Here is a 14033-nt window from a genome sequence, read left to right on the forward strand (position 1 = left end):
AGCGCGCCAAGCCCCCATGGCAGAGCAAGCATCCTTCATCGACCGACTGTCCGCACGTTTCGCTGGTGCGAAAGTCATCGTGGTCGAACCCCGCGGCGAAGTGACGCTGGAAGTGCCTGCCGCCGAGTGGCACGCCACCGCCCTGGCGCTGCGTGACGAGTTTGGTTTCGAACAGGCCGTGGATCTCTGCGGCGTCGACTACCTTGGTTATGGCTCCGACGAATGGGACACCGCCGACGTGTCTTCTCAGGGCTTCAGCCGCGGCGTCGAAGGCAAGGCCCAGGGCCGCTTCGCGTGGGGCGAGTTCCCCACCGAGGAAAACGGCGCCGACGGTGCCCGCCCGCAGCACATGCCGACCCAGCGCTTCGCCGTGGTCGCCCAGCTGCGCTCGTACCAGCACAACCTGATGATGCACCTGCGGTGCTTCGCCCCTGACGAAGCGCTGCCGGTGGTGTCCTCGCTGACCAGCATCTGGCCGGGCCTGAACTGGTTCGAGCGCGAAGCGTTCGACCTGTACGGCGTGATCTTCGAAGGCCACCCGGACCTGCGCCGGATCCTGACCGACTACGGTTTCGTCGGCCATCCGTTCCGCAAGGACTTCCCGTTGATCGGCAATGTCGAAGTCCGCTACGACGAAGAAAAGAAGCGCGTGATCTACGAACCGGTCACCTCGGTGGAGCCGCGCGTCGGCGTGCCGCGCGTGATCCGCGACGACGCCCGTCTGCAGACCGCAGAAGGTGAGCGCGCGCAGGAGGCAGTGAAGTGAGCCACGTACACCAGGCCGGCGAAGCATTCGCCAGCAACGCCGCCGAAAGCCGGCAGGAAATCCGCAACTACACCATGAACTTCGGCCCGCAGCATCCGGCCGCGCACGGTGTGCTGCGCCTGATCCTGGAAATGGACGGCGAAACCATCATGCGCGCCGACCCGCACGTGGGCCTGCTGCACCGTGGTACCGAAAAGCTGGCCGAGTCCAAGCCGTTCAACCAGTCGATCGGCTACATGGATCGCCTGGATTACGTGTCGATGATGTGCAACGAGCACGCCTACGTGCGCGCGATCGAGACCCTGATGGGCATCGAGGCGCCGGAGCGTGCGCAGTACATCCGCACCATGTACGACGAAATCACCCGCATCCTCAACCACCTGATGTGGCTGGGCTCCAACGCGCTCGACCTGGGTGCGATGGCGGTGATGCTGTACGCCTTCCGCGAGCGCGAAGAGCTGATGGACTGCTATGAAGCGGTCTCCGGCGCGCGCATGCACGCGGCGTACTACCGTCCGGGCGGTGTCTACCGCGACCTGCCGGACCACATGCCGAAGTACAAGGAATCGCGCTGGCACAAGGGCAAGGCGCTGAAGCAGCTCAATGCTTCGCGCGAAGGCTCGCTGCTGGACTTCCTGGAGAACTTCACCGTCGAGTTCCCCAAGCGCATCGACGAATACGAAACCCTGCTGACCGACAACCGCATCTGGAAGCAGCGTACCGTCGGTATCGGCGTGGTCACTCCGGAACTGGCCCACCAGTGGGGCATGACCGGCGTGATGCTGCGCGGCTCGGGCATTGCCTGGGACCTGCGCAAGAAGCGTCCGTACGCCAAGTACGATGCCGTCGATTTCGACATCCCGCTGGGCAAGGAAGGCGACTGCTACGACCGTTACCTGGTCCGCGTTGCCGAAATGCGCGAATCCAACCGCATCATCAAGCAGTGCGTGGCGTGGCTGAAGGCCAACCCGGGCCCGGTGATGGTGAAGAACTTCAAGGTCGCTCCGCCCAAGCGCGAGGACATGAAGGACGACATGGAAGCGCTGATCCATCACTTCAAGCTGTTCAGTGAAGGCTATTGCGTGCCGGCCGGCGAGACCTATGCGGCAGTGGAAGCGCCCAAGGGCGAGTTCGGCTGCTACCTGGTCTCCGATGGCGCCAACAAGCCGTTCCGCGTGCACCTGCGCGCACCGGGCTTCGCCCACCTGTCCTCGATCGATTCGGTCGTGCGCGGCCACATGCTGGCCGACGTGGTGGCGATGATCGGTACCTACGACCTGGTGTTCGGCGAGGTTGACCGGTAATGCCGTCCGCCACGCCAACGCCCGCTGCAGGCAGCCGGCGCAAGCCGGCGCCGCAGTTTCTGGAATTTCACGTTATGCATTTCGCTGAGGTCGGCCGATGAAGGCGACAGGTAATTTCGAGGCGGCGCGCGACGTCGACCCGATGGTGGTGCTGAGCGACAAGACCCGCGCTCACATCGATCACTGGCTGTCCAAGTTCCCGCCGGACCGCAAGCGCTCTGCCGTGCTGCAGGGCCTGCATGCGGCCCAGGAACAGAACGAGGGCTGGCTGACCGACGAGCTGATCGCCGGCGTGGCCAAGTACCTTGATCTGCCGCCGGTGTGGGCCTACGAGGTCGCCAGCTTCTACTCGATGTTCGAGACCGAGAAGGTGGGCCGCAACAACGTGGCCATCTGCACCAACATCAGCTGCTGGCTCAATGGCGCCGAGGACATCGTCCGCCATTGCGAGAAGAAGCTGGGCATCAAACACGGTGAATCGACCCCGGACGGCCGCGTCTACCTCAAGCGCGAGGAAGAGTGCCTGGCCGGTTGCGGTGGCGCGCCGATGATGGTCATCAACGGTCACTACCATGAGCGTCTGACCCTGGAAAAGGTCGACGAGCTGCTGGACGGGCTGGAGTAAGGGCATGGCACATCACCACGAATCCAAGGGTCCGGTCGGCCCCGCGCCGCTGCCGCACCAGGTGGTCTACACCACCCTGCATTACGACACCCCGTGGTCGTACGAAAGCTACCTGAAGACCGGTGGCTACGCCGCCCTGCGCAAGATCCTCGAAGAGAAGATCCCGCCGGAGCAGGTCATCGAGATGGTCAAGGCCTCGGGCCTGCGCGGCCGCGGTGGCGCCGGCTTCCCGACCGGCCTGAAGTGGTCCTTCATGCCCAAGGGCAACATGCAGAAGTACATCCTCTGCAACTCGGACGAATCCGAGCCGGGCACCTGCAAGGATCGCGACATCCTGCGCTACAACCCGCATTCGGTGGTGGAAGGCATGGCGATCGCCTGCTACGCCACCGGTTCGACCGTGGGCTACAACTACCTGCGCGGTGAGTTCCACCATGAGCCGTTCGAGCACTTCGAACAGGCCTTGGCCGATGCCTATGCGAACGGCTGGCTGGGCAAGAACATCCTCGGCAGCGGCGTGGACATCGACATCTACGGCGCGCTGGGCGCTGGCGCCTACATCTGCGGCGAAGAAACCGCGCTGATGGAATCGCTGGAAGGCAAGAAGGGCCAGCCGCGTTACAAGCCGCCGTTCCCGGCCAATTTTGGCCTGTACGGCAAGCCGTCGACGATCAACAACACCGAAACCTATGGTTCGGTGCCGGCGATCATCCGCAACGGACCGGAGTGGTTCAAGGGCCTGAGCCTGACCGCCAACGGCGGCCCGAAGTGCTTCTCGGTGTCCGGCTGCGTTCAGAACGGCGGCAACTTCGAAGTGCCGCTGGGCACCAAATTCCACGATCTGCTGGAAATGGCCGGTGGCCTGCGTCCGGGCCGCACCCTGAAGGGCGCGATCCCGGGCGGCGTGTCGATGCCGGTGCTGACCGCGGCCGAGCTGAAGGACCTGCCGATGGACTACGACACCATCCGTGCGCTGGGCTCCGGCCTGGGTTCGGGTGCGATCGTGGTGCTCGACGACAGCGTGTGCTGCGTCAAGTTCGCCTGCCGCATCAGCCAGTTCTTCCACAAGGAATCCTGTGGCCAGTGCACCCCGTGCCGTGAAGGTACCGGCTGGATGCACCGCGTGCTGGAGCGCATCGTCGCCGGCAAGGCCACGATGGAAGACCTGCACCAGCTGAAGGCGGTGGCCGGCCAGATCGAAGGCCACACCATCTGTGCGTTCGGTGAAGCGGCTGCATGGCCCATCCAGGGCTTCCTGCGCCAGTTCTGGGACGAATTCGAGTACTACATCGTCAACGGTCATTCGATGGTTGACGGCAAGAAGGTGGAGGCAGCCGCCGCATGAGCGCGCAACCCGTAAACCCGAACGTGCCACCGGATCACGTGACCATCGAAATCGATGGCAAGTCCCTGGTCGTGCCCAAGGGTTCGATGATCATCCAGGCGGCCGACAAGGCCGGCATTTCGATTCCGCGCTTCTGCTACCACGAGAAGCTGCCGATTGCCGCTAACTGCCGCATGTGCCTGGTGGACGTGGAGAAGTCGCCGAAGCCGGCGCCGGCCTGCGCTACCCCGGTGATGGACGGCATGAAGGTCGCCACCCGCAGCGAAAAGGCACTGAAGTTCCAGCGCTCGGTGATGGAGTTCCTGCTCATCAACCACCCCCTGGACTGCCCGATCTGCGATCAGGGCGGCGAGTGCGAGCTGCAGGACGTGTCGCTGGGCTATGGCCGTTCGGTCAGCCGCTTCAACGAGCGCAAGCGCGTGGTGCCGGACGAGGACATGGGCCCGCTGGTCGCCACCGAGATGACCCGCTGCATCCAGTGCACCCGCTGCGTCCGCTTCACCGCCGACGTTGCCGGTACCTACGAACTGGGTGGCATGTACCGCGGTGAGAACCTGCAGATCGGTACCTTCGACGGCAAGCCGCTGACCACCGAGTTGTCGGGCAACGTCGTCGACGTCTGCCCGGTCGGTGCGCTGACCAACAAGGTGTTCCAGTTCCGCGCCCGCCCGTGGGAACTGACCGCGCGCGAATCGCTGGGCTACCACGACGCGATGGGTTCGAACCTGTTCCTGCACGTACGTCGCGGCGAAGTGCTGCGCACCGTGCCGCGCGACAACGAAGCGGTGAACGAGTGCTGGCTGTCCGACCGTGACCGCTACTCGCACCAGGGCCTGTACAGCGAAGACCGTGCGGTCAAGCCGCTGCGCAAGGTCAATGGCGAGTGGAAGGAAGTGAGCTGGGCCGAAGGCCTGGCCGCGGCCGCCGAGATTCTCAAGACGAACCAGGGCGACAACCTGGGCGTGCTGGTGCATCCGTCCACCTCGAACGAGGAAGGTGCGCTGCTGGCCCGCCTGGCCAAGGGCCTGGGCTCGAGCAACATCGACCACCGCATCAACAACCGCGATTTCTCCGACGCCGCCACCGCCGAAGTGTTCGGCCTGCCGCTGGCCGAAATCGAAGGCGCCGACCGCATCGTCGTTCTGGGCAGCAACATCCGCCACGAACTGCCGCTGCTGCACGCCCGCCTGCGCAAGGCGCAGACCACCAACGGCGCGAAGATCCACGTCGTCAACCCGGTGGACTTCGACTTCGCCTTCAGCATCGCCGGCAAGCAGATCGTTGCGCCGTCGAAGTTCGTCGACGCGCTGGCCAACGCAGAGCTGCGCTCGGCAGTGCAGGGCGGCAACAACACCGTACTGATCGTCGGTGGCATCGCCGAGAACCACCCGCAGGCTGCCGCGATCCGCGCCGCTGCGCGTGATTTCGCTGCCGCCACCGGTGCCAAGCTGTGCCGCATCCCGCAGGGCGCCAATGCCGTGGGCCTGACCCGCGCCGGCGTGCTGCCGGCCGGCAAGGACGTGGCCGCCATGCTGGCGCAGCCGCGCCAGGCCTACGTGGTGTACGGCCTGGAGCCGGGCCTGGACTTCGCCGACGCACCCGCCGCGCGCAAGGCGCTGGTGGGTGCCCAGGTGGTGGCCTTCAGTCAGTTCGCCTGTGCCTCGACCCGCGACGTCGCCGACGTGATCCTGCCGATCGGTGCGCTGCCGGAAATCGACGCCACCCTGACCAACCTCGATGGTCGCGAGCAGTTGGCCCGTGCCGGCGGCAAGCTGCCGGGCGAGGCCCGTGAGGGTTGGCGCGTGCTGCGCGCCCTGGGCGGCGAGCTGGCCGTGGCCGGTTTCGACTTCACCGACCTGGCCGGCCTGCGTGCCAGCCTGGCCCCGGTTTCGGTCGCCGTTGCCGCTTCGGCGCAGCCTGTGGTCGCCGGCGAAGGCCTGGAAGTGGCTTCGACCGCCGCGATCTACCGCACCGATGCGGTGGTCCGTCGCGCCCCGGCGCTGCAGTCGCATCCGCTCAACAACGCCCCGCGCATCGTGCTGAACGCTGAAGATGCCGCTCGCCTGCAGCTGCAGGAAGGGCAGATGGCCAAGGTCGGCACCGATGCCGGCAAGGCCACCCTGCCGGTGGTGGTCGACGCCCGCGTCGCTGCGGGTTCGGTCTGGATTGAATCGGGCCACGGCGCGACCGCGCCGCTGGGTGCCGCTCGCGTATCGGTGGTGGCTGCATGAACGAATTGCTGTTGAACGCGGTCGACCCGCTGCACCAGTGGCTGCTTGGCCTCGGTGACATCGGCGCGCTGATCTGGATCATCCTGAAGATCCTGGTGATCACCGTTCCGGTGATCATCTCGGTGGCCTTCTATGTGGTCTGGGAACGCAAGCTGATCGGCTGGATGCACGTCCGCCACGGCCCGATGTACGTGGGCATGGGCATCTTCCAGGCCTTCGCCGACGTCTTCAAGCTGCTGTTCAAGGAAGTGGTCCAGCCGAGCAGTGCCAACAAGGCGATCTACCTGCTGGCACCGCTGATCACCCTGGCGCCGGCCTTCGCGGCCTGGTCGGTGGTGCCCTTCGATTCGCAGATCGTGCTGTCCAACGCCAACGCCGGCCTGCTGTATCTGCTGGCGATGACCTCGCTGGGCATCTACGGCATCATCCTGGCCGGTTGGGCATCCAACTCGAAGTATGCGTTCCTGGGTGCGATGCGCGCCTCGGCACAGATGATCAGCTACGAAATCGCCATGGGCTTCGCCCTGGTTGGCGTGATGATCGCGTCGGGCAGCCTGAACCTGAGCAACATCGTGATGGCGCAGGCCGGCAATTCCGGTTTCTTCGACTGGTTCCTGCTGCCGCTGTTCCCGCTGTTCGTCATCTACTGGGTGTCGGGCGTGGCTGAAACCAACCGCGCGCCGTTCGACGTGGTGGAAGGCGAGTCGGAAATCGTCGCCGGCCACATGGTCGAGTACTCCGGCGGTGCCTTCGCCCTGTTCTTCCTGGCCGAATACGCGAACATGATCCTGATCAGCTTCCTGATCTCGATCTTCTTCCTCGGCGGCTGGCTGAGCCCGATCCAGGGCTGGGTCAACTTCGGCGATGTCTCGCCGCTGGTCGACTGGATCTGGAAGGGCGGTGCACCGTGGCTGTTCGTCAAGGTGTTCTTCTTCGCCAGTGCCTACATCTGGTTCCGTGCCAGCTTCCCGCGCTTCCGCTACGACCAGATCATGCGCCTGGGTTGGAAGGTCTTCATCCCGCTGGCCATTCTGTGGATCGCGGTTACCGCCGTCATGGTGTTCTTCGGCGTGATTCAAAAGGGCGTCTAAAGTGATGAACAGGATTACCCATTACTTCAAGAGCCTGCTGCTGCTCGAACTGCTGGCCGGTCTCTGGCTGACCTTGAAGTACAGCTTCAAGCCCAAGTACACGATGATGTACCCGATGGAGAAGTTCCCGCAGTCGCCGCGCTTCCGTGGCCTGCACGCCCTGCGCCGTTACCCCAACGGTGAAGAGCGCTGCATCGCCTGCAAGCTGTGCGAAGCGGTGTGCCCGGCACTGGCCATCACCATCGACTCGGCCAAGCGCGAAGACGGCACCCGCCGTACCACGCGCTATGACATCGATCTGTTCAAGTGCATCTTCTGCGGCTTCTGTGAAGAAAGCTGCCCGGTGGACTCGATCGTCGAAACCCACATCCTCGAGTACCACTTCGAGAATCGTGGCGAAAACATCGTTACCAAGCCGCAGCTGCTGGCCCTGGGCGACCGTCTCGAGTCCGAGATCGCCGAGCGTCGCGCCGCCGATGCCGCTTACCGCTGAGGTCGAGAGATGGATTGGGTAAATATCGCTTTCTGGGTGTTCGCCATCGCGGCAACGGTTTCGGCCGGTGCGGTGATCAGCGTGCGCAACCCGGTTCACGCCGTGCTCTGCCTGGTGCTGACCTTCTTCTCCATCGCCTGCGTCTGGCTGCTGGTCGGCGCCGAGTTCCTCGGTGTGGCACTGGTGCTGGTGTATGTCGGCGCGGTGATGGTGCTGTTCCTGTTCGTGGTGATGATGCTGGACATCGATCCCACCAAGATGCGTGAGGGCTGGGTCCGCTACCTGCCGGTCGGCCTGATCGTTGCCGTGGCCATGCTGGTCCAGATGCTGATCCTGATCGGCGTGAAGGGCAGGGCGGTTACCCCGTTCCCCGCCGACAACGCCGCCGCGGTCGCTGCCGACAGCTCCAACGTCACCTGGCTTGCGCGCACGCTGTTCACCGAATACCTGCTGCCGTTCGAGTTCGCTGCGGTCATCCTGACCGTGGCCGTGGTTGCCGCCGTGATGCTGACCCTGCGTCGCCGTACCGGCGTGAAGAGCCAGAACCCGGGCGAGCAGACCATGGTCAAGGCCGGCCAGCGCCTGCGCATGGTCAAGATGGGCGCCGAAGCGCCGGTCGTGCACAGCAACAGCAAGCCGGCCACCGGCGAGGAGACCCAGCCGTGATTACCCTTGGCCACATGCTTGCGCTGGGCGCGGTGCTGTTCGCCATCAGCCTGGCCGGCATCTTCCTCAACCGGAAGAACGTCATCGTCCTGCTGATGTCGATCGAGCTGATGCTGCTGTCGGTGAACGTCAATTTCGTCGCGTTCTCGCGTCAGCTGGGCGATCCGTCCGGCCAGCTGTTCGTGTTCTTCATCCTGACCGTCGCCGCCGCGGAAGCCGCCATCGGCCTGGCGATCCTGGTGACCCTGTTCCGTACCCGCCGCACGATCAATGTCGGCGAAGTCGATTCGTTGAAGGGCTGATCCACAGATGGAAATCACTCTCTCCAAGAGTCTGTTGATCGCAGTGGTGCTTGCACCGCTGTTCGGCAGCATCATCGCCGGCCTGTTCGGTCGCCAGGTCAAGCGCTTCGGCGCGCAGACCATCACCATCCTCGGCGTTGCGGTTGCCTGCGGCCTGTCGATGTACACGCTCTACCAGCTGCTCTGGGGCGGTGCGCAGCCGTTCAACCAGAACATCTACACGTTCTTTGAAGTCGGCCAGTACTCGGCCCACGTCGGCTTCATGGTCGACAAGCTGACCGCGATGATGATGGTGGTGGTGACCTTCGTGTCGCTGCTGGTCCACATCTACACGATCGGCTACATGCAGGACGATCCGGGCTACCAGCGGTTCTTCAGCTACATCTCGCTGTTCACCTTCTCGATGCTCACCCTGGTGATGAGCAACAACTTCCTGCAGCTGTTCTTCGGCTGGGAAGCGGTGGGCCTGGTGTCGTACCTGCTGATCGGCTTCTGGTTCAAGCGCCCGACCGCGATCTTCGCCAACATGAAGGCGTTCCTGGTCAACCGCGTCGGTGACTTCGGCTTCCTGCTGGGCATCGCCGGCGTGCTGTGGGTGTTCGGCACCCTGGACTACTCGCAGGTGTTCTCGCAGGCCGGCATGCTGGCTGACCCGCGCGCCCAGCTGCAGATCTGGGACGGCACGATCCTGGGCATGCAGCTGCTGAACGAGCCGGTGATCTGGTCGATCGCCACCGTCATCTGCATCTGCCTGTTCATCGGCGCCATGGGCAAGTCGGCCCAGGTCCCGCTGCACGTGTGGCTGCCGGACTCGATGGAAGGCCCGACCCCGATCTCGGCACTGATCCACGCCGCGACGATGGTGACCGCCGGTATCTTCATGGTCACCCGCATGTCGCCGCTGTTCGAGCTGTCGCAGACCGCGCTGAACTTCGTGCTGTTCATCGGTGCCACCACCGCGTTCTTCACCGGCCTGATCGGCATCGTGCAGAACGACATCAAGCGCGTCGTCGCGTACTCCACGCTGTCGCAGCTGGGCTACATGACCGTCGCCCTGGGCGTGTCGGCCTATTCGGCGGCCGTGTTCCACCTGATGACCCACGCCTTCTTCAAGGCGCTGCTGTTCCTGGGCGCCGGCTCGGTCATCATCGCGATGCACCACGAGCAGGACATGCGCAAGATGGGCGGCCTGCGCAAGTACATGCCGATCACCTTCGTCACCATGTGGATCGGTACGCTGGCCCTGGTCGGTACGCCGTTCTTCTCCGGCTTCTATTCGAAGGACACCATCATCGAGGCGGCCGAGATCCACGCCCACATGCAGAACAGCTGGGTGGCCACCTATGGTTACTGGGCAGTGCTGGGTGGCGTGCTGGTGACCAGCTTCTACAGCTTCCGCCTGCTGTTCATGACCTTCCATGGCAAGGAACGCTTCCGCGACGCGCACGACGATCATGGCCATGGCCATGACGATCACCACGCCGCCGACGCCCACCATGGCGATGCCCATGACGACCACGGCCATGGCCATGGCCACGGTCCGCATGAGCCGCACGAAACCCCGTGGGTGGTGACCCTGCCGCTGATCCTGCTGGCCATCCCGTCGATCGCCATCGGTTTCTTCAGCATCGGTCCGATGCTGCACGGCACCGACTGGGCTGGCCAGCATGCGCACGAGGCGATCAAGGGCCAGGCACAGACGTTCTTCACCGGCATCGTCGACTTCTACGATCCGGCCAAGAACACCGTCGCGTTCCTGGGTGAAGAGTTCCATGGCCCGGTCGCGTTCGCGCTACACGGCATGATGCTGCCGCCGTTCTGGCTGACCCTGGCGGGCTTCCTGCTGGCCGCGCTGTTCTACCTGTGGAAGCCGGACCTCTCGGGCAAGGCACGCAAGACCTTCGCCCTGATCGTTTCGGTGCTGGAAAACAAGTACGGCTTCGACAAGCTGTGGATCGATGGCTTTGCCGGCGGCAGCGTCAAGCTGGGCAAGGTCTCGCGCTGGATCGACAGCAACATCGTCGACGGCGTGGTCAATCTCTCGGCACGTGTTGTGGACGTTGCAGCCGGCGTGCTGCGTCGTACCCAATCCGGTTTCCTCTATCACTACGCCTTCGCGATGATCATCGGCCTGATTGCCCTGCTGGGCGTGCTGATGCATTACCTGCGTTGATGACCTGTACGGAATAAGAAGACGTGTCGAACTGGCCTCTACTCAGTGTCCTCATCTGGCTGCCGATCATCGGTGGCGCCCTGATCCTTGCGATCCGTGATGCACAGACCGCCCGCTGGGCGTCGCTGGGCGTCGCGGTACTCACCTTCGTTGCAAGCCTTTCGCTGCTGAGCGGCTACAACGCAGGCATCGACGGTCTGCAGTTCGTCGAGACCCATGCCTGGATCCCGGCGTACAAGATCGGCTACAACCTGGGCGTGGACGGCATCGCCGTGGCGCTGATCCTGCTGACCACCCTGGTCAGCGTGCTTGCCCTGATCGGCGCCTGGAGCGCCATCGACAAGCGCGTGAACCAGTACGTGGCGGCCTTCCTGATCCTGGAAGGCGTCACCGTCGGCATCTTCGCCGCGACGGACGCGATGCTGTTCTACGTGTTCTTCGAAGCGATGCTGATCCCGATGTTCCTGATCATCGGTGTCTGGGGCGGCCCGCGCCGCATCTACGCAGCACTGAAGTTCTTCCTGTACACCTTCCTCGGCTCGGTGCTGATGCTGGTGGCGCTGATCTACCTGTACATGAAGGGCGGCAGCTTCCAGCTGGCCGACCTGTACGCGCTGCCGCTGTCGGCCAAGGAACAGACCTGGATCTTCTTCGCCTTCCTGATCGCCTTCGCGGTCAAGGTGCCGATGTTCCCGGTGCACACCTGGCTGCCGGATGCACACGTGGAAGCACCGACCGCCGGTTCGGTGATCCTCGCTGCCATCGCGTTGAAGATCGGTGGCTACGGCTTCCTGCGCTTCAACCTGCCGATCGTCCCGGACGCGTCGCAGGAATGGGCCTGGCTGGTGATCGCGCTGTCGCTGATCGCGGTGATCTACGTCGGCCTGGTCGCTCTGGTGCAGGACGACATGAAGAAGCTGATCGCCTATTCGTCGATCGCGCACATGGGCTTCGTCACCCTGGGCACCTTCATCGCCCTGTGGCTGGTGCGTGAGGCCGGCAACGCCGATGCCGCCCGCCTGGGCCTGCAGGGCGCCATGGTGCAGATGATCTCGCACGGCTTCGTGTCCGGTGCGATGTTCTCCTGCGTCGGCGTGCTGTACGACCGCATGCACAGCCGCCGCATCGCCGATTACGGCGGCGTGGTCAACGTGATGCCGTGGTTCGCCACCTTCGCCATGCTGTTCTTCATGGCCAATGCCGGCCTGCCGGGCACCAGCGGTTTCGTCGGTGAGTTCATGGTCATCCTGTCGGCTTTCCAGCGTAATCCGTGGATCGCACTGGGCGCGGCCACCACCCTGATCATCGGTGCCGCCTACACCCTGTGGCTGTACAAGCGCATCTTCTTCGGCGAGGTGGCCAACAGCCACGTGGCCGAACTGAAGGACATCAACGGCCGCGAATGGCTGGTGCTGGGCGTGTTCGCCATCGGCGTGCTGGCGCTGGGCATCTACCCCAAGCCGCTGACCGACCTGATGGAGCCCTCGATCGCGAAGCTGGCGATGCAGATCGCATCCAGCAAGCTGCTGTAATTCCAGGATTTGATGATGACCACCTCGCCGCTGCTGCCATTGACCGCCGCTGACCTGCCACCGCTCGCTCCCGAGCTGGTGCTGATCGGCAGCGCCTTCGCCCTGATGATCCTCGACCTGTTCGTCAGCAACCGGAACAAGATCGTCACCCACCTGTTCTCGCTCGCTGCGCTGGCCGTGGTGCTGTTCATGCTGGCCACCGGCGTGGGCGGGCAGGGGGAGGTCTTCCATGGCATGTTCGTGCGCGATACCGCCGCGGACGTGATGAAGACCGGGATCGTGCTGCTCAGCGGCCTGACCCTGGTCTATGGCTGGCGCTACCTGCGTGACCGCAACCTGTTCCAGGGCGAGATCCCGGTGCTGATCCTGTTCGGCACCGCCGGCATGATGATCCTGGTGTCGGCCGGCAGCCTGCTGATGGTCTACCTGGGCCTGGAACTGCTGGCGCTGTGCTCCTACGCCCTGGTCGCCAGCAACCGTGAGAACGGCCTGGCCTCGGAAGCGGCGATGAAGTACATCGTGCTCGGCTCGCTGGCCTCGGGCCTGCTGCTGTACGGCATGTCGCTGATCTACGGCGCCACCGGCAGCCTGCACCTGGACGTCATCCGCGACGCCATCCCGCACTCGGAAGAGCGCGTGCTGCTGATCACTGGTGCGGTGTTCATGATCGCCGGCGTCGCCTTCAAGCTGGGTGCCGCACCGTTCCACATGTGGCTGCCGGACGTGTACCAGGGTGCCCCGGCACCGATCGCGCTGTTCATCAGCTCGGCGCCGAAGCTGGCCGCCTTCGGCATGGCCTACCGCCTGCTGGAAATGGGCGTGGGCCCGCTGTCGACCGAACTGCAGCTGCTGATCGCCGGCCTGGCCGCGGTCTCGCTGGTCATCGGCAACCTGATGGCCATCGCGCAGAGCAACCTCAAGCGCATGTTGGCGTTCTCCACCGTCTCGCACATCGGCTTCCTGCTGATGGGCATCGCCGGTGGTGGCGCGCAGGGCTATGCCGCTGCGCTGTTCTACGCACTGGCCTACGCCATCATGTCCACCGCCGCCTTCGGCGCGATCATCGCGCTGTCGCGTGCCGGCTTTGAAGCCGAGAACATCGAGGACTTCAAGGGCCTGAACGCCCGCAACCCGTGGATGGCCGGCCTGGTGCTGTGCATCATGGCGTCGCTGGCCGGCATCCCGCCGTTCCTGGGCTTCTGGACCAAGCTGGCCGTGCTGGGCGCTGCCGTCAATGGCGGCCTGCTGTGGCTGGCCATCCTCGGCGTGCTGTGCGCCGTGGTCGGCTGCTTCTACTACCTGCGCGTCATCAAGGTCATGTACTTCGATGAGCCGGTGGGCGAGGCCATGCCGCGCAGCAATGACCGCGTACTGGGCCTGGTGCTGGGCGTGAACGCGCTGGCACTGCTGGCGCTGGGCCTGGCCTGGAACCCGATCATGGTCTGGTGCCAGCAGGCATTTGCGCATCTTGCATAAAAGTTGACACAAAGCTGCGCGATTCGTGT

General features: G+C 64.4%; 12 protein-coding genes. All 12 read left to right on the plus strand.

Annotated elements, in window-relative coordinates; all coding sequences use genetic code 11:
- Window positions 1-16: 16 nt before the first annotated feature.
- Complete coding sequence (locus AC5QAH_RS01010) at window positions 17-766, plus strand: NADH-quinone oxidoreductase subunit C (protein WP_010486428.1); 750 nt, start codon at window positions 17-19, stop codon at window positions 764-766.
- Entirely contained in the window at window positions 763-2070 is a 1308-nt protein-coding gene (locus AC5QAH_RS01015) for an NADH-quinone oxidoreductase subunit D (RefSeq protein WP_010486430.1), read from the plus strand. Before AC5QAH_RS01010 ends, AC5QAH_RS01015 begins: the two co-directional genes overlap by 4 nt.
- 97 nt (window positions 2071-2167) lie before the next feature.
- Window positions 2168-2695 carry an NADH-quinone oxidoreductase subunit NuoE gene (nuoE, locus tag AC5QAH_RS01020; protein WP_006381132.1) on the plus strand — a complete coding sequence of 176 codons (528 nt, stop codon included), beginning with the start codon at window positions 2168-2170 and terminating at the stop codon, window positions 2693-2695.
- 4 nt (window positions 2696-2699) lie between these two features.
- A complete protein-coding gene (nuoF, locus tag AC5QAH_RS01025) occupies window positions 2700-4040 on the plus strand; it encodes an NADH-quinone oxidoreductase subunit NuoF (RefSeq protein WP_010486436.1) in 1341 nt (446 codons plus the stop codon).
- A complete protein-coding gene (gene nuoG / locus AC5QAH_RS01030; protein ID WP_019338576.1) occupies window positions 4037-6271 on the plus strand; it encodes an NADH-quinone oxidoreductase subunit NuoG in 2235 nt (744 codons plus the stop codon). Before nuoF ends, nuoG begins: the two co-directional genes overlap by 4 nt.
- A complete protein-coding gene (gene nuoH / locus AC5QAH_RS01035; RefSeq protein ID WP_006381129.1) occupies window positions 6268-7362 on the plus strand; it encodes an NADH-quinone oxidoreductase subunit NuoH in 1095 nt (364 codons plus the stop codon). Before nuoG ends, nuoH begins: the two co-directional genes overlap by 4 nt.
- Window positions 7363-7366: 4 nt before the next feature.
- Window positions 7367-7855 carry an NADH-quinone oxidoreductase subunit NuoI gene (nuoI, locus tag AC5QAH_RS01040; protein WP_005417924.1) on the plus strand — a complete coding sequence of 163 codons (489 nt, stop codon included), beginning with the start codon at window positions 7367-7369 and terminating at the stop codon, window positions 7853-7855.
- A 9-nt stretch (window positions 7856-7864) separates the two neighbouring features.
- Window positions 7865-8521 (plus strand): NADH-quinone oxidoreductase subunit J, encoded by a 657-nt coding sequence (locus AC5QAH_RS01045; RefSeq protein WP_010486441.1) that lies wholly within the window; start codon window positions 7865-7867, stop codon window positions 8519-8521.
- Window positions 8518-8823, plus strand: a complete 306-nt coding sequence (gene nuoK / locus AC5QAH_RS01050) for an NADH-quinone oxidoreductase subunit NuoK (RefSeq protein ID WP_006381125.1) — start codon at window positions 8518-8520, stop codon at window positions 8821-8823. The genes AC5QAH_RS01045 and nuoK overlap by 4 nt, the downstream gene beginning before the upstream one ends.
- Before the next feature lie 7 nt (window positions 8824-8830).
- Window positions 8831-10996: an NADH-quinone oxidoreductase subunit L gene (nuoL, locus tag AC5QAH_RS01055; protein ID WP_495232031.1), complete on the plus strand. Its 2166-nt coding sequence runs from the start codon at window positions 8831-8833 to the stop codon at window positions 10994-10996.
- Between the two features lie 23 nt (window positions 10997-11019).
- On the plus strand, window positions 11020-12528 hold the full coding sequence (locus tag AC5QAH_RS01060; RefSeq protein WP_005410452.1) for an NADH-quinone oxidoreductase subunit M: 1509 nt from the start codon (window positions 11020-11022) through the stop codon (window positions 12526-12528).
- Window positions 12529-12543: 15 nt separating this feature from the next.
- Window positions 12544-14004, plus strand: coding sequence for an NADH-quinone oxidoreductase subunit NuoN (gene nuoN, locus AC5QAH_RS01065; protein WP_005410451.1), 1461 nt, complete (start codon window positions 12544-12546; stop codon window positions 14002-14004).
- Window positions 14005-14033: the final 29 nt, after the last annotated feature.

The organism is Stenotrophomonas sp. YJH_SMC_43, from assembly GCF_059372535.1.

What these genes read in the sequence shown, in the direction of transcription:
- AC5QAH_RS01010 (WP_010486428.1), top strand. Translation starts at nt 17, where the DNA reads ATGGCAGAGCAAGCATCCTTCATCGACCGACTGTCCGCACGTTTCGCT.
- nuoE (WP_006381132.1), top strand. Translation starts at nt 2,168, where the DNA reads ATGAAGGCGACAGGTAATTTCGAGGCGGCGCGCGACGTCGACCCGATG.
- nuoF (WP_010486436.1), top strand. Translation starts at nt 2,700, where the DNA reads ATGGCACATCACCACGAATCCAAGGGTCCGGTCGGCCCCGCGCCGCTG.
- nuoG (WP_019338576.1), top strand. Translation starts at nt 4,037, where the DNA reads ATGAGCGCGCAACCCGTAAACCCGAACGTGCCACCGGATCACGTGACC.
- nuoH (WP_006381129.1), top strand. Translation starts at nt 6,268, where the DNA reads ATGAACGAATTGCTGTTGAACGCGGTCGACCCGCTGCACCAGTGGCTG.
- nuoI (WP_005417924.1), top strand. Translation starts at nt 7,367, where the DNA reads ATGAACAGGATTACCCATTACTTCAAGAGCCTGCTGCTGCTCGAACTG.
- AC5QAH_RS01045 (WP_010486441.1), top strand. Translation starts at nt 7,865, where the DNA reads ATGGATTGGGTAAATATCGCTTTCTGGGTGTTCGCCATCGCGGCAACG.
- nuoL (WP_495232031.1), top strand. Translation starts at nt 8,831, where the DNA reads ATGGAAATCACTCTCTCCAAGAGTCTGTTGATCGCAGTGGTGCTTGCA.
- nuoN (WP_005410451.1), top strand. Translation starts at nt 12,544, where the DNA reads ATGACCACCTCGCCGCTGCTGCCATTGACCGCCGCTGACCTGCCACCG.